The sequence below is a fragment of the Nonomuraea cavernae genome, from assembly GCF_040655715.1.
GTDB classification, from domain to species: Bacteria; Actinomycetota; Actinomycetes; order Streptosporangiales; family Streptosporangiaceae; genus Nonomuraea; species Nonomuraea cavernae_A.
In genome coordinates, this window is the sequence record NZ_JBFAKL010000023.1 from 118,152 (window position 1) to 141,279 (window position 23,128).

Below are 23,128 nucleotides of genomic sequence, written 5' to 3' on the forward strand. Positions count from 1 at the left end.
TGACGCCGGGGTTATACGCGACATTGACAGCGCCAGTCCGACGCAGGGTCGGTGTCGCCATCACGTTCGGAAGGGGTCCTGTGCGACAGCTACGACAGCCGCGCCTGGCAGAGATCGTCGCCGCCAAGTTGCGCGACGACATCCTTGCAGGCCGGTTGACGGAGGGCGACAGCCTGCCCCGTCAGGAGCATCTCTTCACGGAGTTCCGGGTCAGCCTGCCCGCCGTGCGCGAGGCCATGCGGATCCTCGAGACCGAGGGCCTCGTCTCGGTCCGGCGCGGCAATGTCGGCGGCGCCGTCGTCCACCTCCCCACCCCGCAGCGCATCGCCCGCACGATCAGCATGGTGCTGCAGACGCGGCGCACGAACATGGCCGATGTGAGCGGCGCCCTGCTCCACCTCGAGCCCACGTGCGTCGCGCTCTGCGCCGAGCGGCCCGACCGCGCCGAGACGACCGTGCCCGCGCTGCGCCAGGTCATCGAGGAGCAGCACGAGGCCTTCGACGACCCCGAGCAGTTCCCCATCCGGGCCCGGCGCTTCCACGAGAAACTCGTCGAGACCTGCGGCAACGAGACGATGATCGTCATCATCGGCTCCCTGGAGCTCATCTGGACCGCCCACGAGTCCACCCTGTGGTCGGAGGCCTCGCTCAACGAGGAGACCGACCCCGACTCGCCGATGGCCCGCAAGTCCCGGCGGGCGGCGCTTCGCGACCACGAGAAGCTCGTCGACGCGATCGAGGCCGGCGACGGGGCGCGGGCCGTCAAGCTGGCCAGCGCCCACCTGGCGGCGACGAGGCGGTCGAGCCTCGGTTCGGCCGACGGCGACGTCGTCAACACCGACCTGCTCGACAACCTCGACTACTCCGCCTCCCGCTGAGGCGGGCGGCTCCGGAGACCGACGGCTCACGGCCTGGACCTATCACGTCGGGTGGGGTTCGGCTCCGCTCGACCACGCCTGCCAGAGCTCGGTGTACCGCCCGCCGTGGGCGAGCAGTTCGGTGTGGGTTCCCTGCTCCACCACGGTCCCTTCGTGCAGGACGAGGATCCGGTCGGCGGCCTCGGCCTGGGTGAGCCGGTGGGCGATGATGAGGGCACCCCGTCCGTTCGTGGCGGCGAGGGCGGCCTTTTCCAGGTCGCGGGCTCCGGCTGAGCCCGCTTCGGCGGTCGCTTCGTCGAGGACGACGAACCAGGGGTCGGCGAGCAGGACCCTGGCCAGTGCGATCTGCTGCGCCTGGGCGGGGGTGAGCGGCTGTCCCCCGTCACCGATCCGGGTGTCGAGGCCGCCGGGAAGCGCCGCCGACCAGCCGTCGGCGCCCACGGCCCCCAGCGCCGCGAACAGCTGCTGGTCGTCCGGGTCGGCGGCGGCCAGGGTGAGGGCGTCTCGCAGGGTTCCGGCGAAGACGTGGACGTCCTGGCTGACCAGGGCGATCCGGGTGCGGATGTCCCTCGGGTGCAGGGTCTCGTAGGGGTGACCGGCCAGTGAGACCGCGCCGTCGGTCGGTGTCAGGACACCACGGGCGATCGCGCCGAGCGTGGTCTTGCCCGCGCCGGTGGCGCCGACCACGGAGACCCGTTCGCCGGGGGCGATGGTGAGGGAGGTCGGCGCCAGCACGAGGTGCCCTGGCGTGTAGGAGTGGCTGACGGAGTCGAGCACCAGCGGGCCCGGCGCGGTGGGGGCGATCGTCCGCTGAGCGGGGCGCGGGAGCTGGGTGACGCCCACGAGGCGGGCGAGGGCCGCACCGGTCGACTGCAGCGAGTCGAAGACGGTCAGCAGCGCGCCGATCGGGTTGAACAGCCGGTGGAAGTAGAGCGCGGCGGCGGTGACCGCGCCGACGGACACGGCGTCGGCACGCACCAGCAGGAATCCGGTGGCCAGCACCGAGCCGAGCCCGATGAGCTCGGCCCGGTTGGATCTGGCGAAGAACCGCGTCAGCAGCCGGAACACCGTGAGGCTCAGGTCCCTGGCCCGTGCCGAACGGTCATCGACGATCGTGAGCCGGCGGTCCTCGTGGCCGAAGGCCCGCAGGGTCGCCGCGCCGTGCAGGCCGCCGACGAGCGCTTCGGTCAGCTCGCCCTGGGCGATGCGTTCCTCGCGGTAGAGCGGACCCGAGCGGGGCAGGTACCAGCGCAGGCCCAGCACGTAGAAGGGCGCCGCGACGAGTCCGGCGAGCCCGAGCCGCCAGTCGAGGGCGAACAGGCCCACCGTCGTGAACCCGATGAGGACCACCGAGTTCACCAGCAGGGGCACGATCTCGCCCAGGGCGTCCGCCACGGTGCCGGCGTCGTCGCCGACCCTGGAGATCAGGTCACCCGTCCCGGCCGCCTCGATCCGCTGGGCGTCGAGGTGCAGGGCGGTGTCCAGGACCTCCTCGCGGAGTTCGGCCAGGGCGGGCTCGCCGGCCCGGGCCAGCAACGCGATCGAGGCGGCGGTGAAGAGGGCGCCCAGCACGGCGGCCACGGCGATGGCCACGGCGTACGGCGCGATCGACGGCTCGCCGGCGGCGACGGCGTCGACGATCCTGCCGAGCATCCATGGCGGCACCACGGAGCACACGCCGACCAGGACGAACGCGACGACGGCGGCCGCCAGCGGCCGCCGGTGCCGGGAGACCAGCCGCCGGGCGTACCGGGAGGTGTCGCGCCAGGACGCGATGGGGAGCAGTTCTCGGCTCATCGCAGTACCAGCTCACGGTAGTCCGGTGCCGCGACCAGGTCGCGGTGGGGGCCCTCGGCCACCACCGCGCCGCCGCGGACCAGGAGGACCCGGTCGCACCGCGCCAGGAGCGCGGGTGAGCAGGTCAACAGCCAGGTGGTCAGCCCGGACGCGGGAGGGTGCCGCAGGTCGCGGATGCCGGCGGCGATCCGCTGTTCGGTGACGGCGTCCACGGCCGTGGTGGGATCGTGCAGCACCAGGATCGGCGCCCGCGAGGCCAGGGCTCGGGCGAGCGCGACGCGCTGGCGCTGCCCGCCCGAGTAGGCGGCTCCGCCGGAGGTCACCGGCCGGTCGGCCCCGCCGGAGTCGGGACCCGCGACGTCGTCGGCGGCAGAGGCGGACAGGACGGCGTCGAGCTCGCCGTCGTCGAGGGCACGGGCCGGGTCGATGTTGCTGCGGATGGTTCCCTCGAACAGGTCGACGTGGTGAGGGCTCACCACCAGGTGGGCGCGCCGGGCCGCGGTCGAGAGCTGGTCGAGCGGGACGCCGTCCAGCGTGATCGAGGCCGAACCGACGGCGAGCGTGTCCATCAGCTCGCTCGCGCACGCGGGGTCCTCGATCGCCAGGCCCAGCATTTCGCCGGGCCGGGACAGCACGCTCAGGCCCGACAGGTGCCGTCCGGTCAGCCCCTCCAGACGCAGCGCGGCACCGGTCGCGGGAAGGGCCCGGGTCCCCTCCTTGACCAGGGGCGAGGCGGTGAGGTGGCGGAGGATGCGTCCGGCGGAGGCGTGCGCCTGGGCGGCCTGGGCGCCGATGCCGCCGACCGCCTCGATCGGCTCGGCGAGGTACTGGCTCAGGCCGACCACCGTCACGAGCCCGCCGATGGTGATCTCGCCGGCCAGCGCGAGGTCTCCGGCGAGGAACGCGACGAGGGCCAGGAACACCCCGCTCAGCAGGGTCGTCAGGCCGAGCATCGCGCCGTGGGACTCCGCTCCCCGGATGCCGGCGATCCGTGCCTGACGGCTGACCCGCCGGTAGCGGACCGCCGCCCGGTCCTCCGCGCCGATGCCCTGCAGGACGCGGAGGCCGCGCACCAGGTCGGTGGCGATACCGGTCGCGTACGCCGTGCCGGCCTGCTGGTCCCGGGCCCGCCGGGAGACCAGCGGGGCCAGGACCTGGACCGCGGCCATGACGACGGGCACGCCGAGCAGGACCACGAGCCCCAGCCCGGTGTGGATGCCGAGCAGCACCCACGCGCTGAGCGCCAGAGACGCCACCGCGGCCAGGCTGTAGCCCAGCGACCGCAGCGCGAACACCACGCTGTCGGTGTCGGAGGTGGCGAGCGAAAGCGTCTCGCCGGTGAGCGCGTCGGTGCGCACCCCCCGGGCATGCAGCGCGCGGCGGGCGATCTCGGTGCGGATCCGGTGCCGTTCGCGCTGGATGACGCCGAAGCCCAGCCGGGAGCCGAAGCGGTAGGAGTAGGAGAGCACGCCGAAGAGCACGAGGAGTCCGGCCCCTCCCAGGGCGAGCTGTGTCCAGTCCGAGGTCGCCACCGCCCGGTCGATGATCAGCCCGATCAGCACCGGCACGAGTGTCTCGCAGAGCTGCCAGAGGGTGAGCAGGAGCAGGAAACCCGTCATCCGCGCCTTGTTGCGGGTCACGCCCCGGAGCACGAACCGCCAAGGCGTGGTGTGCGGGCCCGGACCTGGCCCTGCCCCGGCAGGAGCGGGCGGTACCCCGGCCACCTCGATCGGTGGGGGTTCCGCGGCGGGCACTCCGCGCATCGTGAAACTCCTTGAACGGGCCGGGGGAACCGGCGGGTCGCGGCGCAGGGCCCCGGCGGACCAGGAGACCGCCCTGTCCGCCGGCATTCCATTGACTTAGGTTAGCCTTGCCAAAATTAGCAGGGCCGGCCACCTCTGCTTCCCGCCCGCCGCGCGAAACGGAGGGCCCCGCCGGACGTCTGCCGGCGGGGCCCTCCGTTTCGTGTCATCTCCGGTTCGTGTCATCTCCGGTTCGTGTCGTCTCTCCGGTTCGTGTCGTCTCCGGGAGACTCCGTCAGCCCGCCTGGCCGACGGCCTCGGCGCGGATGCCGTCGTCGACCAGCTTCTCGGCCGGGATGATCTCGTCGTAGGTGAGCGTGCCCTTCACCTTCATGAACATCTCCTGCATCTCCGTCAGGGTGCTGGTGTTCACCGTGAGCTTGGGGTCGAAGACGTACAGGCCGCCCTTGCTGATCGTCTCGTCCGGCACCTTCATGAAGGTCGCCAGTGCCGACACGACCTTGGCGTCCTTGCGCCAGTCGCCCAGCATCTGGTTGGTGGCGCAGGCGGTCGCCCGGACGAACTTCACGCCGGACGCCCGGTCGTCCTTGAGCAGGCCGGGGCCGTACATGATGCCGGAGGTGGTGCTCGTGCCGTAGGCCTTCTTGGAGTCGACGAGCGCGTGGGCGACGTCCTGTTCGAGCGCCTTCTGGGTCTCGGGGGCGATGAGGAGGGCTCCCTGGATGCCGCCGTTCTTGAGCGCCGGGACCATGTCGGGCAGCGCGAGCGAGACCAGTTCGACGTCGTCGAAGGTGAGACCGCCGGCTTCGAGGGACTTTCCGAGCAGGTAGGACGTGGCGGTGCCGACGGTGCCGAGGACTCCCACGCGCTTGCCCTTGAGGTCCTCCACCTTCGCCACGCTCTTGCCGCCGAACAGGCCGCTCGGCGCGGCCTCCCCCTCGGGTGTGTTGACCGAGCCCAGCGAGGCGACCATCTTGAGCTCGGCGCCCTTGGCCACCTGGTTGAACATGCCGGCCGAGGGCGACCCGACGTAGGCGTCGAGCTTGTCGGTGGACAGGAAGGCGATCGCGTCCGCCGGATTCTTGATCGGCGTGTACTCGACCGTCAGGCCCTCCTTCTGGAAGCAGCCGAGGGCGTCGGCGACGAAGGCCGGCGCGAGGGAGGCTCCGGAGATGTAGCCGACCTTGAGGGTGCTGGATCCGGCGGCGGGCGCGTCCTTCTCCTCGTCATTGCCACAGCCGGCGAGCACGCCGAGGGCAAGGGCCGAGAGGGCGAACGCGGCCACGGCGCGACTCCGCATCGAGAGCCGAGCGGTCACGGGGGGTTCCTTTCGATGGGTGCGCACCGTCCGGCGGACGACGGCCGCCGGGCCCGGTGCGTTCGTACGGTTGGTCAACGGTTCCAGGGGGTGAGCAGCCATTCGAGGCCTCGGAGCAGCATGCTGGCGATGACGCCGATCACCGAGATCGAGACGATGCCCACGTACATGTGCTCCGGGACCCCGAGGTTCCACGAGTTCCACACCAGGAACCCGAGGCCCGCGTCGGCCGCCACGAACTCGGCGCCGACGATGACGATGACGGCGAGGCCGGAGGCGATCCGCATCCCGGTGATGGTCTGAGGCAGAGCGGCCGGCAGGGTGATGTGCCGCAGGGTCGCCCAGCGTGAGGCCCCGGCCGACCGGCCGACGTCGCCGTAGCGGGGGGACACGCCGCTGACCGCGTCGATCGTGTTGATGAGCACCACGAAGAAGCAGGTGAGGGCGACGAGCAGGATCTTGCTCGTCTCGCCCAGGCCGAAGATGAGCAGGAGCAGCGGGAGAATGGCCAGTTTCGGCACCGTGTAGAGGGCGGCGATCATCGGCTCGAGCGCCACGCGCAGCAGCCTGACCGAGCCGATGAGCAGCCCGAGCACGACCGCGCTGAGGCTGCCGGCCAGGTAGCCGAGGACGATGCGCTGCACGCTGGCGACGACCGACTCCTGGTAGACGCCGCTCTCGATGAGCTCGCCCCAGCTCGCGGCGATGGTCGTGGGAGCCGGGAAGTAGTTGCTCTCCAGCGTCCCTCGGCCCGCCAGGAGCTGCCAGAGGCCGATGAGGACGACGGGGGCCAGGATCGCGAGGCCCCGTTCGACGAGGCGCCGGCGCCTCGCGTACCCGCGTGGGTCGAGCTCGGCCGGTCCGGGGGTGATCGACCGCCAGGTGGCGCCGTCGGCGCGCGGCGTGGTCGCGACGCCGGGGTCGCGGGTCACGGGGGTCATGCGGGCTGAAGTTCCCTTCGCAGTCGGTGCCAGATCTCGTCACGCAGGGCGGCGAAGTCGGGCGAGGCCCGGATCTCGTCGGGGTGACGGGGCCGGGCGAAGGGCACGTCGATCACCGTGGCGATGCGGCCCGGCCGGGCGCTCATCACCGCGATGCGGTCACCGAGCAGCAGGGCTTCGTCGATGGAGTGGGTGACGAACACGACGGTGTTCTGGTGCGCCTGCCAGAGCTCCAGCAGTTTCTCCTGCAGGAGCAGGCGGAGCTGGGCGTCGAGCGCGGCGAGCGGCTCGTCCATGAGCAGCAGCTCGGGCTGGACGGCGAGTGCCCGGGCGATGGCGACGCGCTGCTTCATGCCGCCGGAGACGGTGTCGGGATAGGCGCGTTCGAAGCCGCCGAGGTCGAGCTGGGCGAGCCAGTGGTCGGCGACCCGTCGCGCCTCCGCCTTGCGCATCCCGGTCTGGAGCAGCGGGAAGATCACGTTGTCGCGGATCGTCTTCCACGGGAACACGGAGTAGTCCTGGAACACGACGGCCGACAGCGGCCGCGACGGATCGTCGTGACGCATCTCGATGGTCCCGCTGGAGGGTCGCTCCAGCTGGGCCATGACCCTCAGCAGCGTGGTCTTGCCACAGCCGGAGGGGCCCAGGAGACACAGGAACTCGCCGTCGCGCACGTCCAGCGAGATGTCCGCGAGGGCCTGGACCGAGCCGGTGCCGGTGGGGAACACCTTGCCCACCTGCCGGACCGCGATCTTCACACCGGCTTCGGCGGCGCCGTCTGCGGGAAGTGGTGACATCACGAAGGGCCTCTCTGCGACCGCCGCCGGAACGACGGAAGTCCTAATGAGTTAATGATGTATAAGATACATACCTAACGTGAGGGAGACAAGGGTTTGTGAGCGCGGGCGGCGAGGGAGCCGGCGCCGCCCGCCGTGGCGCGAGGGGCGTTCGCTCAGTCCAGCGCGGAGCGGCGGGAGGCCGCCAGCACCTCCTCCGACACCCGCGACTCGATCTCGTACGCCTGCGCCAGGGTCCCGCGCAGGCCCTCGCCCGCGGCTCGCTTGACACCCCGCACCGCCTCTGGTGAGTTCGCGGCCACCCGCTCGGCGAGCTCCAGGGCGCGCTCCAGCGCGGAGCCGTCCGGCACCACCTCGCCGACGAAGCCCCACTCGCGCATCCGGGCCGCGCCGAAGCGCTCGCCGGTGAGCAGCACCTGCATGGCCGCCGGATAGCCGATCTGACGGGGCAGCCGCGCGACCGAACCGCCGCTCGCGATGAACCCGTGCCGCACCTCCGGCAGGGAGAAGCGCGCCGACCCGGCGGCGACCCGGATGTCGGTCGCGCCGGCGAGCTCCATGCCGGCGCCGAAGCAGATGCCCTCGATCGCGGCCACCACCGGGACGGGCAGCACGACGTCGCGCAGAAGCGCGTGGTGCACCTCACCCCACAGGTCGGCGGCGGGCTCGCCGTGCCCGAGCGCCGCCGCCACGTCGTCGGAGAACGTCGCCAGGTCCGCGCCGGAGGAGAAGTCTGCTCCCCCGGTGACCACGGCGACCCGCGCCCCGCCCGCCGCGACCTCGCGCCAGGCGGCGGCGAGTTCGCGGAAACCGGCCAGGTCGAGCGCGTTGCGGCGGGCGGGCCGGTTCAGCGTGATCTGGGCGACGTACGGGCGGGGTTCGGTGAGCTCGATCATCGTTGTTCCGGCGGTGGTCACAGGAGGACGGGCTTGGTCACGGAGTTGGTGCCACCGAAGCAGAACTGGCTGCGCCCGGCCTTGGCCCCCACGACGAAGAACTCGAAGCAGTCGGCGGACGGGTTGACGGTGACCATCGTGTCGGGGGCGTCGAGCAGCCAGCGCAGCTCCGGGTGGGAGGTCTCGAAGGCGGGCATCGACTGGTTCAGCATCAGCTGGCGGAACGAGATCTTCGTCCGCCGGTGGATGGCCTCGCGAATGTCGGCCGGGGTCCAGCCCGCGGCGGCGAAGACGGCGGCGTGGTCGGGCGCCATCAGCAGCATGTTGGAGAACGTCCCGTGGAACGGGTAGCCGGCGGACAGCGGCGCGTTCTGCTTGATCAGCCAGGCGCCGGCCGCCGGCGTGCCGACCGCGTGGGAGGTCAGCGTCGACCAGCTCTCGATGAGCAGCTCGGGGTCGGAGTTCTGGAAGTCGAAGAACTCGGTCATGCCGTAGGGGACGTTCACTGTGACCGTCGACTGCTCCGGGGAGAAGCCCTGCTGGACCCGCCAGGAGTCCCAGGGGGTGCGCTCCTCGTTCTCGGCGACGCAGGCCGAGAACTTCATCGGGGTGCCGATGGTGTCCATGTCGGTGATGCCGGGGTAGGACAGGCCCACGTTCATCATGATGAGCCGCAGCGCCCTGCCGATGGCGACGTTGACCTCCGAGATCGAGCCGGGGCCGAGCGCGCAGATGCCGCGGTTCATCCCGATCTGGTCGGCGATCGGTCCGGAGACGAGCACCAGCGGCGCCTGCGGCCCGGTCGACATCGCCCAGGTGCGCAGCCCGATCGACGGGTCGAGGACGCACTCCATGGTCGCGAGGATCACCGGCATGGTCTCGGGCCGGCAGCCCGCCATCACCGCGTTCGCCGCGATCTTCTCCACCGTGCCGATGCCGAAGCCCGGGGCGAAGTCGCCCACCACGTGGTCGCCGTCCAGCCCGGACGCCTCCACCATCGCGGCGACCTTGCGCCGGGTCGGCGGCACCAGCGGCATCCCGTCACTCCAGCCGTTGGCCACGAACCTGCGCTGCATCTCGTCGAAGGCGTCGAGCAGGTCGTCACCGCCGAAGTGCAGCTCGGGCGCGCTCTCCAGCACCATCGAGTCGAACTCGGGCAGCACGTCGTAGACGGCCCGCTCGGTGGTCAGGAGGTGGACGACCTCCTCGAAGGAGTCGTCCACCATGTGGTGGATCTCCTCCGTGCTCTTGTTGGAGAAGCAGTCGGGGACGATCACCGGGCAGGCTTCGGGCACACCGAAGGTCTTGGCGCTGAAGCGGGCGTCCTCGTCGAAGATCGCCGCGGTGTAGCCCACGGCGGGCACGCCGCGGCGCTCGACCTCGCAGAGGTCGCGCATCAGCCAGGAGCAGCAGCTGCCGCAGTCGGCCGTGGTGGCGACCATGACGTCGACCCGGTCCTCGATCAGCGCGAGCTGCTCCTCGGACAGGTAGCGGGTGGTGCCGCCGAGCGCGCCCGTCAGCTCCACGAAGGTGACGTCGCGGAACTTCGCGGCGATGAGCTCCCGGGCGCGGTCCAGCGCGTGGAGGCCGTTCTGCTTGCCGTTCCAGTAGAGCGCGACGGTCGCGCCGTCGAGCGTCGAGGGCCGCGCGGCGGGCGGAAAGCGGTCACCATCGGCGTGCGACCTGGGCGTCGCGACCGGGTTGACGATGGTCAGCCGGGCGTTCACGGGAGTACCTCCATCACGAGTTCGAGCCCCGGCGCACGCCGGCGCAGCGTTTCGGCCATGAGCTGCCGCAGCTCCTGCTGCGGCAGGACGCAGACATCGTCCTTACAGTCGGGGCCGGCGCTGCCGGGCCGGTAGCCGACGCGGATCAGGTCACCTTCTTCCGCCAGCAGGACGACCTCGCCGCCGTCGCGGCGGACCATCCGCTCGAACTCGGCGACGAGCTGCGCGCCGATCGACGTCACCGCCATGATCGCATCCTCCGTTCGTGTGTTCGTCGTGTCCGAATAATCCAGGAACCTAGTCTTTGTACGCACTACGGTCAATGGACGGACACGGTCGACAATCAAGGCGCCTGGTCAGAGCGGTCTCCTTCCAGGCGCTCGCAGCTATGATTTACATCATTACTATGATAGAGTCGCGCAATGTCCGACGCCAGCCCCACGCACGACCACGTGCTCATCCGGGATCTCATCGGGCGCGCCGCGCACCTCGCAGACGAGGGCACGCCCGACGACTACCGCACCCTCTACACCCCCGACGCCACCTGGACCTTCGGCACGAGCGCACAGGAGGGCGTCGACGAGATCGTCGAGGCCACCCGCCTGCGACGCGCCGAGGGGGTCAGCGGGCCGGGCACGGCCACCCGCCACCTGGTCGTCCCCCTGCACGTCACCGTCGACGGCGACACGGCCACCGCGGTGTCCTACTTCCTCTTCTTCACCGACACCACCTCGACGCCCGTGGTCCGTGTCTTCGGCGTCTACACCGACGAGCTGGCCCGCACTCCCGAGGGCTGGCGCATCCACCGGCGCGTGAGCCGTGCCGGATGATCGCCCGAGCCCGCCGTCCCCGCCCGCCCGTCCGGACGGGGCAGGGTCAGGCGGAGCGCGGCCAAGAGGAGCGCTCGGTCAGGCGGGGTCGCCGAACGAGGGCACGTCCGACCAGGCCAGCACCTGGGCGATCTGGCGGGGATAACCGTGCCTGAGCCGCCGCCCGAACTCCCCTTCCAGCTCGCACATGACCTCGCGGGCCCGTACGGCGTCGCGCGCGGCCACGGCCTCGTGCACGGCCCGCAACCGGGCCAGGATCTCGACGCGGTACGGTTCGTCTGGCACGAACCCGGCACTGTTGACGATGGCACGCAGCGCCGGACTGAGAAAGGCGAACAGCTCGTTATGGCTACTTTCGGCGAGGTGCTGCCAGTAGGCCTCGTACGCCGTCGCGAAGGCGCGGATGGAGCCCAGCCCGCGCTCGATCGCGTCGAGGTCGCCCGCCATCCGGGCCACCTCCTCCTCCGTGGCGTTGCGCGCGGCCAGCTCGGCCATGCCGGGCTCGATCACCGTCCTGGCGTCCAGCACCGAACTGAGCGGCGCCCCCGCGAACTGCAGCAGCAGCGCGATGGTCGAGGCGAGGTTGGGCCAGCCCGGCTGGACGATCTCCGGCCCGCCGTGCGGGCCGGGGCGCATGACGATCAGGCCCTGGTGCTCCAGGAAGCGCAACGCCTCCCGGTAGGTGCCGCGCCCCACGCCGTGGCGGCGCATGGCCTCGGCCTCCGGAAAGTAGCGGTCGCCCGGGCCCATGCCGGTGTCGCTCATCGTCTGGACGATCTGCCGGGCCACCTCGAGCGAGAGCTTGGGACGACGCGTGGGCTCGGCGCCGGATTCGGCGTGCACCCCGCGATTCTACGCAGTGCGCGCCGACGCCCCGGACGACCCGGACGCGTCGGACGGCGGCCGCGATGAGCGTGCCGGGGATCACGGGGCTCTGCCACATCGGGTTCGCCGTCCGCAGCATCGAGGAGTTCCAGCGCACCTGGGGCGCCCTGCTGGGCGTCGGCGACTGGCTCGTCCGCGACGTGAACCAGCCCGACGGGCTGCTCCAGCTGCACGGCGAGCTCCTCGGGCCGGCCTCGTCCCGGGTGGCCTTCGCCCGGCTGGCCGACACCGCGATCGAGCTGGTGGAACCGCATGACGGCCGCACCCGCACCTCGGCGTGGCTGGAGGAGCACGGCCCCGGCATCCACCACCTGGCCTTCTGGGTCGACGACCTCGACCTGGCCGTCGCCGCCCTCGGAGACGCCGCCGAGGTGACCTACTCCCCCGCCGGGCGGCGGCCGGGCACGGCGCCGCCGGTGTCCGCGGTGGTGCGCGGGCACGGAGCGCCGCCTCTCACTCCGGAGCCCGCGGGCTTCTGGGCCTACACCGAGGCCCGCGACGCGCGGGTCCCCTGGTGCCTGGAGCTGCTCGACGCCCGCAGCGCGGACGTCGTACGCGCCGCCTTCGGCGACCACCTCGTCTATCCCCGACCGCGACACCCGGTTTCCGGCGACCACCTCGTCCATCCCCCCACCGCGTCACAGGGTCTCCCAGAACCACCCCGTCACGACCACGCCGTCCCCGGAGACCACCTCGCCCGGCCCCGGCCGCGGCCCGAGGACCGGGCCTGATCTCCCCCCACGGCTGAACCACGCTCCAGGAGTTTCGATGAGCAGCACCTCACCCCACTCGATCGACGCGCTCCTCGCCGCGGCGGCCAAGGACGCCGCCGAGGTCACCGCCGTGATCTGCGAGGGGAGCACCCTCTCGTACGCCGAGCTCGACGCGCGCGTCCGGGCCGGGGTGGCCGCCTGGCAGGGTCACGGCCTGCGCCCCGGCGACCGGGTCGCGGTCTGGGCCGTCAACACGATCGACTGCACGGTCGCCATGCTCGCGGCGATCGTCGCGGGCGGCGTCCTCGTGCCGCTCAATCCTCGCTACACCTCCGCCGAGGTGAGCGAGATCCTGCCCCGGGCCGCCTGCCGTTTCGTGGTCGCGCCCGACCGGCTGCTCTCCCGCCGGCCGGCGGAGGAGGCGCTGCCGATCGCCGGCGACGCCGGCGTGGTGACCCTCGGCGAGGACGTGCCGGTGGGCAGCGCCGGTTGGAACGAGCTCGTCGGCCGGTTCGGCCGCGAACCGGCGGTCCCGGTCCCGGCGGGCGACATCGTCACGATCCAGTTCACCTCCGGCACCACGGGCCGGCCCAAGGGCGCGCTGCTCCGGCAGGAGCCGATGGTGTCGACGGCGCGCACCTGGTCGGAGGTGGTCGGCCTCGGACGCGGCGACGTCTATCCGGTGACCTACCCGCTGGCGCACATCGGCGGGTTCAAGACGGGCCTGATCTCGCCGTTCCACGCGCGCGCCACGCTGGTGCTGGTCCCCGTGGTGTCGGCCACGTCGATCGCCGAGGTGATCCGCGCCCACCCGGTCGCGGTCCTCAACGCCCCGCCCGCGCTGCAGCAGTACGTCCTCGCGGCCCGCCGCGCCGGCGACCTGCCGGGCGAGCTCGGCATCCGCAAGGCGGTCATCGGCTCGGCGATCGTGCCGCCCGCGCTCGTCCGCGGCCTCATCGACGACCTCGGCATCGAGGACGTGATCATCGGCTACGGGCTCACCGAGGCCACCGGTGTGTGCACCATGACCCGGCCCGGCGACCCGTTCGACCTGGTCTGCGGGTCCATCGGGCGGCCCATCGACGGTGTGCGGGCCCGGGTCTGGGCCCCCGGCGCGACCGGCGATCCGGTCGTGGGCGAGATCGAGGTCAGCGGCGGCAACGTGATGGCCGGCTACCTGGACGACCCCGAGGCCACGGACGAGGTGATCCACGACGGCTGGCTGCGCACCGGGGACCTGGGCTGGATCGGCGACGACGGCTACGTGCGCATCGCCGGGCGCGCCCGGGACCTCGTCATCGTGGGCGGGTTCAACGTCTACCCGGCCGAGGTCGAGCACGCGCTCGACGAGCACCCGCTCGTGGCGGAGGTCGCCGTCATCGGGGTGCCCGACGAGCGCCTCGGCGAGGTGACGGCCGCCTTCGTGGTGCCCGAAGCCGGCCGCGGCCTCACCGAGGAGGAGCTTCTCGCCTGGTGCCGGGAGCGGCTGGCCAACTTCAAGGTGCCGCGCCATGTCTGGCTCGTCGAGGAGCTTCCGCGCGGCGCGGTCGGCAAGGTCGCCAAGTCCGCCCTCCACGAACTCGCCGAAACCCTGCTCCGCCCGGCCCGCTGAACGACCGGCCGTCAGGCGCGGGTGCGGACCCGGTCGCGGAGGCGGCGGACCGCTTCGGTGAAGCTCGGCTGCCGCATCGACCAGTCCTGGGCGGTCTGTTCGAGGTCGGCGGCCATGCGGGGGTCGGTGAGCGAGCGGCTGAGGCGCATCGTGGCCTTGGTCCGGCGTACCAGCTCGGGGGAACGCCCCGCGACGCGCGCGGTCAGGCGGCGGGACACGCCGAGCAGGTCGTCGTCCTCGACGCAGCGCCAGACGAGGCCGCACCGCTCCGCCTCCTCAGCCGTCACGACGTCTCCGAACAGCACCATCGCGGCGGTGCCCTGCCGGCCGACCCGCTGCTCCATCCGCCACAGGTGACCGCCGCCGGGGTGGATCGCCACGTCCAGGAAGCGCGGGTCGAAGGTGGCGCTCCGCGCGGCCACCACCACGTCGCAGGCCAGCACGAAGTTGACGCCGGCCCCGATCACGGGCGCGTGCACCGCAGCCAGGACGGGCACGGGGAGGGCGGCCAGCGCCCGGAAGCCCGCGTAGACGGCGGTCGGGTCCTCGGCCGGCACGCCGAGCGCGTCGATGTCGCCACCGGCCGAGAAGACCGGGCCCCGGGCACGGAGCACCACCGCCCGCACGTCGCGGTCGTCGCGAACCTCGGCGCAGGCGGCGGCGAGCTGCCCGACGAGCACGGGGTTCAGGCTGTTGCGCCGCTCGACGTCGTCCAGGGTGATCCAGGCGACGTGGTCCTCCGTGGTCACGGTGACGGCCCGGCGTTCGGTCATCGCACTCTCCTTCATGGGACGGCGTACGGACGGCAGGTCCGTTGCCGACGTCGCGAACAAGCCTCTAGAATGGCTCCATTATTTCAATAATAGACAAGATAGTCTCTCGGAGTGGCATGGAGATCGAGCTCACCGCGGAGCAGCGCGCGTTCCGCGAGTCATGCGGCAAGCTGGCCGCCAACCTCGCGGCCCGGTGGCACCGCGGCCGCGGCCCCCACGACATCGACCCGCCCACCCCCGGCGAGGACTCGTGGTCGCGCGTCGTCGACAGCGGCTGGCTCGCGATCGGCCTGCGCGAGGAGAACGGCGGCGCGGGCGCGAGCGTCGTCGACCTGACCGTGCTCGCCGAGCGGCTCGGCTACCACGCGGTGCCGGCGCCGGTTCTCGGGGCCGTCATCGCGGCCGAGCAGCTCCAGACCTGGAACGCTCCCTCCGGCCTGCTCCAGGACCTCGCGGAGGGCGGGCTGCGCCTGGCCCCGGTGCTCGACGCCGGCCTGCGCACCCTGGCCGGCGCCGCCGAGGACTCGCTGGCCTGGGACGCCGCCGGAGCGGAGGCGGCCGTGATCCCGGCTACCGGCGTCGCGCACTCCCTCGGCGACGCCCTGCCCTTCGCCGATCCGACCCGGGCCGTCCGGCCCCTGGGCGCTCCGTCCGCCCTCCCGGCCCTCACGCTCACCCCTCCCGGCGACGACGCGGCCGCCCGGCTCGGCGCGTTCGCCCTCAGCCTGCTGACCGCCGACCTGCTCGGCACGATGCAGGCCGCGCTCGACGCCGCCCTCGACCACGCCCGCACCCGCGAGCAGTTCGGCGCCCCGATCGGCTCGTTCCAGGCGGTCCAGCAGCTCCTCGCCGACGGCCACGTGCTGGTCGAGGCCACCCGGAGTGCCTCCTACCACGCGGCCTGGGCGGTCGACGCGCTGTCCGGGGCCGAGGCGCTGCGCGCCGCCCGCGTCGCCAAGGCCTTCGCCTCGCGCTCCGCGGTCGAGGTGTGCGAGAGCGCGGTCCAGGTGTTCGGCGGCATCGGCATGACGTGGGAGGCCCCCGCGCACATCTGGCTGCGCCGCGCCCACGCCGGCCGCACGGTGTTCGGCGACGAGCACCACCATCAGGGCGTCCTCGCCGACGACGATCTGCACAGGAGCTGACATGGACTTCGCCGACGACCCCGCCGAGGCCGGTTTCCGCGCGGGCCTGCGCGTGTGGCTGCGCGACCACCTCGACGAGCACCGCGAGGGCACCGGATACGAGTCCGCCGAGTCGGTCGAGCGGACCCTGCGCTGGCACCGCGCCCTGGCCGAGGCCGGCTACGTGGGTCTCTCACTGCCCGCCGCCTACGGCGGGCACGGCCTGCCGGACGTCTACGAGGGCATCCTCAACGAGGAGCTCGCCACCGCCGGGGCGCCCGCCTCGCCGCCGATCGGCCACATCGCCCACGCCGTCGCCGACTTCGCGAGCGAGGAGCTCAAGGCCCGGGTGCTGCCCGGCCTGCTCGGCTGCGCCGAGGTGTGGTGCCAGGGCTTCAGCGAGCCGGAAGCGGGCTCGGACCTGGCCGGGCTCGCCACCACGGCCACGGCGGACGGCGACCGGTTCGTCGTCAACGGCCAGAAGATCTGGACCAGCGGCGCGATGTGGTCCGACTGGTGCCTGCTGCTCGCCCGGACCGAGCCCGGCCTGCCTCGCCACCGCGGGCTGTCGATGCTGGTCGTCGACATGCGCTCCCCCGGGGTGGACTGCCGCGAGATCGTGCTGGCCAGCGGCAGCAGGGAGTTCGCCGAGGTGTTCTTCGACGACGTGAGCGTCCCGGCGGCCAACCTCGTCGGGGAGCGCGGCCAGGGCTGGCGGATCGCGATGCACATGCTGGCCTACGAGCGCGGCCCGGCCGACATGGGCTGGGTGGGGCGGCTCGGCCGGGTGCTGGCCGAGGCCCGCGAGGACGTGCGGACGGGCCGGGTGGCCGCCGACGCGGGGCTGCGCCTGCGGCTGGCGGAGGCCGCCGTGGACGTCGAGGTGCTGCGGTGGCACGTGGCGCGGTCGCTGGCCGGGCGGGGCGACGGCTCCGACAGCGCCGCCGGCTCGGTCGACAAGCTGCTGACCACGCGCGTGGAGCAGAACCTCTATCGCGTGGTCAGCGACCTCGCCGGGCCGTCGTTCGTGCTGGGCGCGCCCGGCCCGTTCGCGGACTACCTGTGGTCGCGCGCCCAGTCGATCTACGGCGGCACCCAGCAGATCCAGCGCCAGATCGTCGCGCAGCGGGTGCTCGGGTTGCCCCGAGCCTGATCCGTCCGGTTCCGGGGCAGAGCAGGTGCTCGAGTTGCCCGCTCAGCTCCGGGGCAGAGCGGGTGCTCGGGTCGCCCGCTCAGCTCCGGGGCAGTTCCCGCCAGGGCCTGCCCCGGTAGGGATCGAAGTCCTTGGGCAGGCCCAGGACCCGCTCGGCGATCACGTTCTTGTTGACCTCGGTGGTGCCGCCCTCGATGGTGTTGGCCCGGCTGCGCAGCAGCCCCCGGACCTCGCCCGGCATGCCGTCCCAGTACTCGCCGGGGGTCGAGGCCGAGCCCGGCCAGGCCACCGCGTCCTCGCCCAGCAGGTCGGCGGCCATCTCCTGGATCCGCTGGTTGAGCTCGGTGCCGTGCACCTTGCCGATGGAGCTCTCCGGCCCCAGCGGGAGGTTGCCGGCCAGCCGGCCGCGGACGCGCTGGTTGGTCCAGACGCGGGTCTGCTCCTCGCACCACAGCCAGACGATGCGCTCGCGGATCGCCGGGTCGTCCCAGCCTCCCCGCAGGCCGGCCGCCGTCCGCCGGCGGGCCAGGCGGACGAGGTGGGAGGCGCTCACGCCGCCGATCCGGTCGACGCCGCCGCCCGACCCCGAGCCGGACACCATCTGCCGCTCACCGCTGAGCGTCGCCTGCGCGACCCGCCAGCCGTTGCCGGCCTCGCCGACCCGGTGGCCGTCCGGCACGCGGGCGCCGTCGAAGAACACCTCGAAGAACTCGGTCTCCCCGCCCATGTGGGGAAGCGGCCTGACCTCGATGCCGGGCTGCCGCATCTCGATGAGGAGGTAGCTGATGCCCTGGTGCTTGGGCACGTCGGGATCGGTGCGGGCGAGCAGCACGCCGAAGTCGGCGCGGTCGGCCCACGTGGTCCACACCTTCTGGCCGGTCACCACCCAGGTGTCGCCGTCGAGCTCGGCCCTGGTCGACAGCGAGGCGAGGTCGCTGCCGGAGCCGGGCTCGCTGAACAGCTGGCACCAGACCTCCTCGCCCCGCGCGATCGGGCCGAGGAAACGGTCGCGCTGCTCCGGCCGGCCGTGCGCGTACAGCGCCGGGGCGACCAGGTTGAGCCCGAGCGGGTTGAGCCGGGGCAGATGGTAGGGGCGCAGCAGCCGCTCGACGGCGGAGGCGACGGGGCGCTTCCAGCCCAGCCCGCCGTGCTCGACGTTCCAGCTCGGCGCGATCAGGCCGGAGGCGCCGAAGACGGGATACCAGGAGCGGTACTCCTCCGGCGTACGGACACCGCGCACCTCGCGCGGGCCACCCCGCTCGGCCGCCTCGCGCCAGAGGGCGGGCACGTGGGTCTCGACCCAGGCCCGTACCGCCTCCACCGCCTCCTCGGGGCTCGCGTCGGGACCGGTCGGCCCGGCGAGCGACGCCCGCTGCTGCTCTGTCATTGGTGTGCCTCTCTGTCGGTCTCCTGGTCCGGCCGCCGTCCCGCCGGCGTGGCCTCCTGGCGCCCGTCCTCGGGAGTCGCCCGCGACGTCGGGTGCCGGTCCTCGCGGGCGGCCGTGCGGGCGGCGGTCAGGCCGAGCTCCTCCGACCGCCACAGCGCCCGCTTGATCCGGCGGGCCGCCTCGGGACGGCCCCGGGCGATCGACTCGGCGACCCGCTGCGCCGCGTCACGCAGGTCAGGACCGTCGACCACCTCGCCGACCAGCCCCAGCCGGTACGCCCGGTCGGCGTCGAGACGTTCGTGCGCCCCGATGAGCGCGAGCCGGGCGGCGACCGTGGCCGCCATCCGGTGCGTCAGGCCGATGGCCTCCCAGGCGCTGACCTGGCCGACGCTCACGTGGGGGTCGAGGAAGGTGGCGTGGCGGGCGGCGAGGACGACGTCGGCGTCGACCACGAAGTGCAGGCCGCCTCCGGCGCACACGCCGTTGACGGCCACGACGACGGGCGTCCGCACGCCGAGGTGCCAGCCGGTCAGCTCCAGCGCCGCGTCGCGGGTGCGCCGGCTGGACTCACGCAGGCTCGCCGGGTCGCGGGCGAGGGCCGCCATGTCCAGCCCGGTCTGGAAGGCCCTGCCGCGCCCGGAGACGACGACGCAGCGCACGTCGTCGTCGGCGTCGAGCTCGCGCCAGGCGCGCGGCAGCTCGGCCATCATCACGGCGTCCATGGCGTTGCCGGCGTGCGGCCGGTCGAACTCGAGCCAGCCCACCGGGCCATGACGTTCGACGACCAGCGTCTCGTACGCCATGCGCACCCCTCTTTCTCGACAAGCCGAATCTTATAGCTATAAGATAGCAAAGAAAAGGCGAGAGGATTTTCGGACAGACATGGCCCCCACGGATGAGAAGACCCGGCCCCGCATCACCGACGAGGGCGTGGCGGCCCTGCGCGCCCGCATCGGCATCGCCCAGCCCAACCCCGTCCCGCCCCACTACCTGCGGCCCGGCACCGACGCGTTCCGCATCGCCGCCCGCTCCTACGGCGACGACAACCCGTTGTGGTGCGACCCCGCCTACGCCGAGCGCTCGCGCTGGGGCCGGCCGATCGCGCCGCCCCCGATCGTCGGCGGCGACAGCATCGTCGGCGAGGACGTGCTGACCGAGGCCGACCTGGCCCGCCAGCACGAGCTCAAGGGCGACCCGCTGCGCGGCGTGCACGCCTTCTACTCGGCGTGCGAGCGCGAGTGGTGGTCGCCGCTCTACGCCGACCGGGCCGTGCTGCGGCGCAACGCCCTGGTGGGCGTGCTCGACAAGCCCAGCGAGTTCAGCGGCCGCGCCGTGCACGAGTGGAACGCCAACGTCTTCGCCGACGCCGACGGCACCCCGCTGGCCGGGCAGTACCGGCTGATGATCCGCACCGAGCGCACCGAGGCCCGCAAGCGCAAGAAGTACGACGACGTCGCGATCGAGCCCTGGACCGAGGAGCGCATCGCCGAGGTCGACGCCGCCTACGCCGCCGAGCAGCCGCGCGGCGCCGAGCCCCGCTGGTTCGAGGACGTCAACGAGGGCGACGCGATCACCCCCATGGTCAAGGGCCCGCTCACCGTGACCGACATCGTCTGCTGGCACACCGGCATGGGCATGGGCGTCTACGGCGTCGCCCCGCTACGCCTCGGGCACCACAACCGCCGGCGCATCCCGCGCTTCTACCACCGCGACGAGCAAGGCGTCTGGGACGCCATGCAGCGCGTGCACTGGGACCCGGAGTTCGCGCGCCGCTCGGGCAACCCCACGACCTTCGACTACGGGCGCATGCGCGAGACCTGGATGATCCACGCCTGCACCGACTGGATGGGCGACGACGCCTGGCTGTGGCGGCTGCGGGTGGAGTTCCGCCAGTTCAACTACATCGGCGACGCTCAGTGGATCACCGGCACCGTCGTGCGCAAGCACCTCGTCGAGGACGGCAACGGCGTCCACGCGGCCGTCGACCTCGAACTGGCCGCGACCAACCAGCGCGGCCAGGTCACCGCGCCGGGCACCGCGACCGTCCTGCTGCCCAGCCGCGAGCACGGACCCGTCACGCTGCCCGAGCCGATCGGCGGCGCGACCACCCTCGACGGCACCCTGCAGGCGTCCATCGCGCACTTCTCCCGCACGTGACCGGACCACTCGACGGCCTGCTCGTGGTGTCGATGGAGCAGGCGGTCTCGGCTCCGTACGCCACCCGGCAGCTCGGTGACCTGGGGGCCCGCGTCATCAAGGTGGAGCGGCCCGACGGCGGCGACTTCGCCCGGCACTTCGACACCCACGCCAACGGCACCGGGGCGCACTTCGCCTGGGCCAACCGCAACAAGGAGTCGCTGACGCTCGACGCCAAGGCGCCGGACGGCCGGCGCGTGCTCGGCGAGTTGCTGGCGCGGGCCGACGCGTTCGTGCACAACCTCGCGCCCGGGGCGGCCCCCCGCCTCGGGCTGGACGGCGCCACCCTGCTGGCCGCGCACCCGCGGCTGGTCGTCTGCGAGATCTCCGGCTACGGCACCGGCGGCCCGTACGACGACCGCAAGGCGTACGACCTGCTCATCCAGGCCGAGGGCGGGCTGGCCACGATCACCGGGAGCCTCGAAGACCCGATCAAGCCGGGCATCTCCGTGGCCGACATCGCGGCCGGCATGTTCGGCTTCTCCTCGGTGCTCTCGGCGCTGCTCGGCCGGGGGCGCACCGGCGAGGGCTGCGTGCTGGAGGTGTCGATGCTCGACGCCCTGGCCGACTGGATGGGGTATCCGCTCGTCGTGCGCAGGCACGGCTCGGTGCCGGACCTGGCGTCGGGCATGAGCCATCCGGCCATCGCGCCGTACGACGCCTACCGGGCCGCCGACGACCGGCTCGTGACGGTGAGCGTCCAGAACGACCGCGAGTGGGTCAAGCTCGCCAGGTCGGTGCTGGACCGGCCCGACCTGGCCGACGACCCCCGCTACGCCACCAACCAGGCGCGCGTCGCCCACCGGGCCGACCTCGACGAGCTGCTCGGCGCGGTCATCGGCCGCCTCGGCAGCGCGGAGGCCGTGGCCGTGCTGCACGCGGCCGGCATCGGCTGCGCCCTGGTCAACGACCTGGCGGAGGTCGTCGACCATCCCCAGCTCGTGTCGCGGGACCGCTGGCTGACCGTGCCCGCGCCGGCCGGCCCGGTCGCCACGCCGCTGTCGCCCCCGGTGAGCTCGGCCTGGCAGACGCCCGCCGGTGCCGTACCGGCCCTGGGCGAGCACACCGACGCGATCCTGCGCGAGCTCGGCTACGACGACGCGTCCATCCACCGACTACACGACGACCGCGTCGTCTGACCGGCCGAACAGATCCAGGAGATGCGATGACCACCACGTCCGAAGAGGACCTCGAACAGTTCCGCGAGAGCGTGCGCGGCGCGCTGGCCGACGTCAGCGGCTCCGCCCAGGTCCGCGCGGCGATGATGACCGAGCGCGGCTGGGACGAGGCCACCTGGCGGCTGCTGGTGCGACTGGACCTGCCCGGCCTGATGCTGCCCGAGCGCCTGGGCGGCGGCGGGCTCGGAGCGGCCGAGTTCGCGGTCGCCGCCGAGGAGTGCGGGGCCCGGCTCGTCTGCTCACCGCTGTTCGCCACGTCGGTGCTGGCCGTCCCGCTGCTGCTCGCGCTCGACGACACCGACGCGCTCGACCGCCACGGCCGCCGGATCGCCCGCGGTGAGCTCACGGCCACCGTGGCCCTCGCCGAGACCGGCGCCCGCTGGGACGTGTCCGAGGTGCGCGCCACCGCGCGCCGTGAGGGTGACGGCTGGCGGCTCGACGGCGTCAAGCACCACGTGGTCGACGGCGCGAGCGCCGACCTGCTGCTCGTGGTGGCGCGCACGCCGGACGGCCTCGCCGTCTTCGCCGTCGAACGCGGCGCCGCCGGCCTGGACGCGGAGTCTCTCGTCACGCTGGACCACACCCGGAAGATGGCACGGCTGGAGCTGACCGGCGTGGCGGGCGAGTTGGTCGGGCCGGTGGGCTGCGACGCCGCCCTGGCCGCCGCCACCGACGTCTCGCGGGCGCTGCTCGCCGCCGAGCAGATCGGCGTCGCCCAGCGCTGCCTCGACATGGTCGTCGACTACGCCAAGACCCGCATCCAGTTCGCGCGGCCGATCGGCTCGTTCCAGATCATCAAGCAGCGGCTGGCCGACGCGCTGATCCAGGTCGAGTCCGCGCGCTCGGCCGTCTACACCGCCACCCGGTCGAGCGGCGCCGAGCTGGCCCGCGACTCCCGGGTGGCCGCGCTCATGGCCGGTAGGGCGTCGACCTACATGACCGCGCAGACCATCCAGTTGCACGGCGGCGTCGGCTTCACCTGGGAGCATGACGCGCACCTCTACTTCAAGCGGGCGCGCACCAGCGCCAGGCTGCTCGGGCAGGCTGACGAGCATGTCGCCGCGCTGGGTGAGCTGCTCGAACACGAAGTGGCCTGAAGCGAACCGCTTGACGGGCGAACCGCTCCAGCATGAAGTTGCATGACACGAGAGGACATTTCA

Annotated in this window: 21 protein-coding genes; 9 read left to right on the forward strand and 12 right to left on the reverse strand. The window is 72.8% G+C overall.

Features of this window, described 5'->3' with window-relative positions; all coding sequences use genetic code 11:
* Positions 1 to 80 precede the first annotated feature (80 nt).
* Complete coding sequence (locus tag AB0I38_RS29235) at positions 81 to 878, forward strand: FadR/GntR family transcriptional regulator (RefSeq protein WP_358483501.1); 798 nt, start codon at positions 81 to 83, stop codon at positions 876 to 878.
* 42 nt (positions 879 to 920) lie between these two features.
* On the opposite strand, the gene AB0I38_RS29240 is transcribed toward AB0I38_RS29235, so the two are convergent.
* The 8 genes from AB0I38_RS29240 to AB0I38_RS29275 form a co-directional block, all read right to left on the reverse strand.
* A complete protein-coding gene (locus AB0I38_RS29240; protein ID WP_358483509.1) occupies positions 921 to 2,675 on the reverse strand; it encodes an ABC transporter ATP-binding protein in 1,755 nt (584 codons plus the stop codon).
* Positions 2,672 to 4,438, reverse strand: a complete 1,767-nt coding sequence (locus tag AB0I38_RS29245; RefSeq protein ID WP_358483513.1) for an ABC transporter ATP-binding protein — start codon at positions 4,436 to 4,438, stop codon at positions 2,672 to 2,674. Before AB0I38_RS29245 ends, AB0I38_RS29240 begins: the two co-directional genes overlap by 4 nt.
* Positions 4,439 to 4,712: 274 nt before the next feature.
* Complete coding sequence (locus AB0I38_RS29250) at positions 4,713 to 5,756, reverse strand: ABC transporter substrate-binding protein (RefSeq protein WP_358483532.1); 1,044 nt, start codon at positions 5,754 to 5,756, stop codon at positions 4,713 to 4,715.
* Between the two features lie 74 nt (positions 5,757 to 5,830).
* Positions 5,831 to 6,697 carry an ABC transporter permease gene (locus AB0I38_RS29255; protein ID WP_358483551.1) on the reverse strand — a complete coding sequence of 289 codons (867 nt, stop codon included), beginning with the start codon at positions 6,695 to 6,697 and terminating at the stop codon, positions 5,831 to 5,833.
* A complete protein-coding gene (locus tag AB0I38_RS29260) occupies positions 6,694 to 7,494 on the reverse strand; it encodes an ABC transporter ATP-binding protein (protein WP_358483559.1) in 801 nt (266 codons plus the stop codon). Before AB0I38_RS29260 ends, AB0I38_RS29255 begins: the two co-directional genes overlap by 4 nt.
* 155 nt (positions 7,495 to 7,649) lie before the next feature.
* On the reverse strand, positions 7,650 to 8,390 hold the full coding sequence (locus tag AB0I38_RS29265) for an enoyl-CoA hydratase/isomerase family protein (protein WP_358483572.1): 741 nt from the start codon (positions 8,388 to 8,390) through the stop codon (positions 7,650 to 7,652).
* A 17-nt stretch (positions 8,391 to 8,407) separates the two neighbouring features.
* The gene (locus tag AB0I38_RS29270; protein WP_358483579.1) at positions 8,408 to 10,117 is read right to left on the reverse strand and encodes a UGSC family (seleno)protein; all 1,710 of its coding nucleotides are present in this window, start codon (positions 10,115 to 10,117) and stop codon (positions 8,408 to 8,410) included.
* Positions 10,114 to 10,365, reverse strand: coding sequence for a hypothetical protein (locus tag AB0I38_RS29275; RefSeq protein WP_358483587.1), 252 nt, complete (start codon positions 10,363 to 10,365; stop codon positions 10,114 to 10,116). The genes AB0I38_RS29270 and AB0I38_RS29275 overlap by 4 nt, the downstream gene beginning before the upstream one ends.
* 174 nt (positions 10,366 to 10,539) lie before the next feature.
* Between AB0I38_RS29275 and AB0I38_RS29280 the strand changes: the two genes are divergently transcribed.
* Positions 10,540 to 10,947: a nuclear transport factor 2 family protein gene (locus tag AB0I38_RS29280; protein WP_358483591.1), complete on the forward strand. Its 408-nt coding sequence runs from the start codon at positions 10,540 to 10,542 to the stop codon at positions 10,945 to 10,947.
* 78 nt (positions 10,948 to 11,025) lie between these two features.
* Here AB0I38_RS29280 and AB0I38_RS29285 read toward each other — a convergent pair whose 3' ends face one another.
* On the reverse strand, positions 11,026 to 11,790 hold the full coding sequence (locus AB0I38_RS29285) for a FadR/GntR family transcriptional regulator (protein ID WP_358483600.1): 765 nt from the start codon (positions 11,788 to 11,790) through the stop codon (positions 11,026 to 11,028).
* A gap of 65 nt (positions 11,791 to 11,855) precedes the next feature.
* Between AB0I38_RS29285 and AB0I38_RS29290 the strand changes: the two genes are divergently transcribed.
* Positions 11,856 to 12,563, forward strand: coding sequence for a VOC family protein (locus AB0I38_RS29290; protein ID WP_358483612.1), 708 nt, complete (start codon positions 11,856 to 11,858; stop codon positions 12,561 to 12,563).
* A gap of 37 nt (positions 12,564 to 12,600) precedes the next feature.
* Positions 12,601 to 14,157, forward strand: coding sequence for an AMP-binding protein (locus AB0I38_RS29295; protein WP_358483625.1), 1,557 nt, complete (start codon positions 12,601 to 12,603; stop codon positions 14,155 to 14,157).
* Between the two features lie 11 nt (positions 14,158 to 14,168).
* Here AB0I38_RS29295 and AB0I38_RS29300 read toward each other — a convergent pair whose 3' ends face one another.
* Positions 14,169 to 14,930: an enoyl-CoA hydratase-related protein gene (locus AB0I38_RS29300; RefSeq protein WP_358483631.1), complete on the reverse strand. Its 762-nt coding sequence runs from the start codon at positions 14,928 to 14,930 to the stop codon at positions 14,169 to 14,171.
* Positions 14,931 to 15,046: 116 nt separating this feature from the next.
* Here AB0I38_RS29300 and AB0I38_RS29305 point away from each other — a divergent pair, with 116 nt between their 5' ends.
* The gene (locus tag AB0I38_RS29305; protein ID WP_358483644.1) at positions 15,047 to 16,075 is read left to right on the forward strand and encodes an acyl-CoA dehydrogenase family protein; all 1,029 of its coding nucleotides are present in this window, start codon (positions 15,047 to 15,049) and stop codon (positions 16,073 to 16,075) included.
* A 1-nt stretch (position 16,076) separates the two neighbouring features.
* Positions 16,077 to 17,207, forward strand: coding sequence for an acyl-CoA dehydrogenase family protein (locus AB0I38_RS29310; RefSeq protein ID WP_358483653.1), 1,131 nt, complete (start codon positions 16,077 to 16,079; stop codon positions 17,205 to 17,207).
* 79 nt (positions 17,208 to 17,286) lie between these two features.
* On the opposite strand, the gene AB0I38_RS29315 is transcribed toward AB0I38_RS29310, so the two are convergent.
* Positions 17,287 to 18,594 carry an acyl-CoA dehydrogenase family protein gene (locus AB0I38_RS29315; RefSeq protein ID WP_358483665.1) on the reverse strand — a complete coding sequence of 436 codons (1,308 nt, stop codon included), beginning with the start codon at positions 18,592 to 18,594 and terminating at the stop codon, positions 17,287 to 17,289.
* The gene (locus tag AB0I38_RS29320) at positions 18,591 to 19,397 is read right to left on the reverse strand and encodes an enoyl-CoA hydratase/isomerase family protein (RefSeq protein ID WP_358483686.1); all 807 of its coding nucleotides are present in this window, start codon (positions 19,395 to 19,397) and stop codon (positions 18,591 to 18,593) included. The genes AB0I38_RS29315 and AB0I38_RS29320 overlap by 4 nt, the downstream gene beginning before the upstream one ends.
* Positions 19,398 to 19,476: 79 nt before the next feature.
* On the opposite strand from AB0I38_RS29320, the gene AB0I38_RS29325 reads away from it, so the two are divergent.
* Genes AB0I38_RS29325 through AB0I38_RS29335 form a run of 3 tightly spaced genes read left to right on the forward strand, consistent with a single transcriptional unit; the run spans position 19,477 to position 23,065 of the window.
* Entirely contained in the window at positions 19,477 to 20,751 is a 1,275-nt protein-coding gene (locus AB0I38_RS29325; protein ID WP_358483695.1) for a hypothetical protein, read from the forward strand.
* Complete coding sequence (locus tag AB0I38_RS29330) at positions 20,748 to 21,929, forward strand: CaiB/BaiF CoA transferase family protein (protein WP_358483707.1); 1,182 nt, start codon at positions 20,748 to 20,750, stop codon at positions 21,927 to 21,929. Before AB0I38_RS29325 ends, AB0I38_RS29330 begins: the two co-directional genes overlap by 4 nt.
* 26 nt (positions 21,930 to 21,955) lie before the next feature.
* A complete protein-coding gene (locus tag AB0I38_RS29335) occupies positions 21,956 to 23,065 on the forward strand; it encodes an acyl-CoA dehydrogenase family protein (protein WP_358483715.1) in 1,110 nt (369 codons plus the stop codon).
* Positions 23,066 to 23,128: the final 63 nt, after the last annotated feature.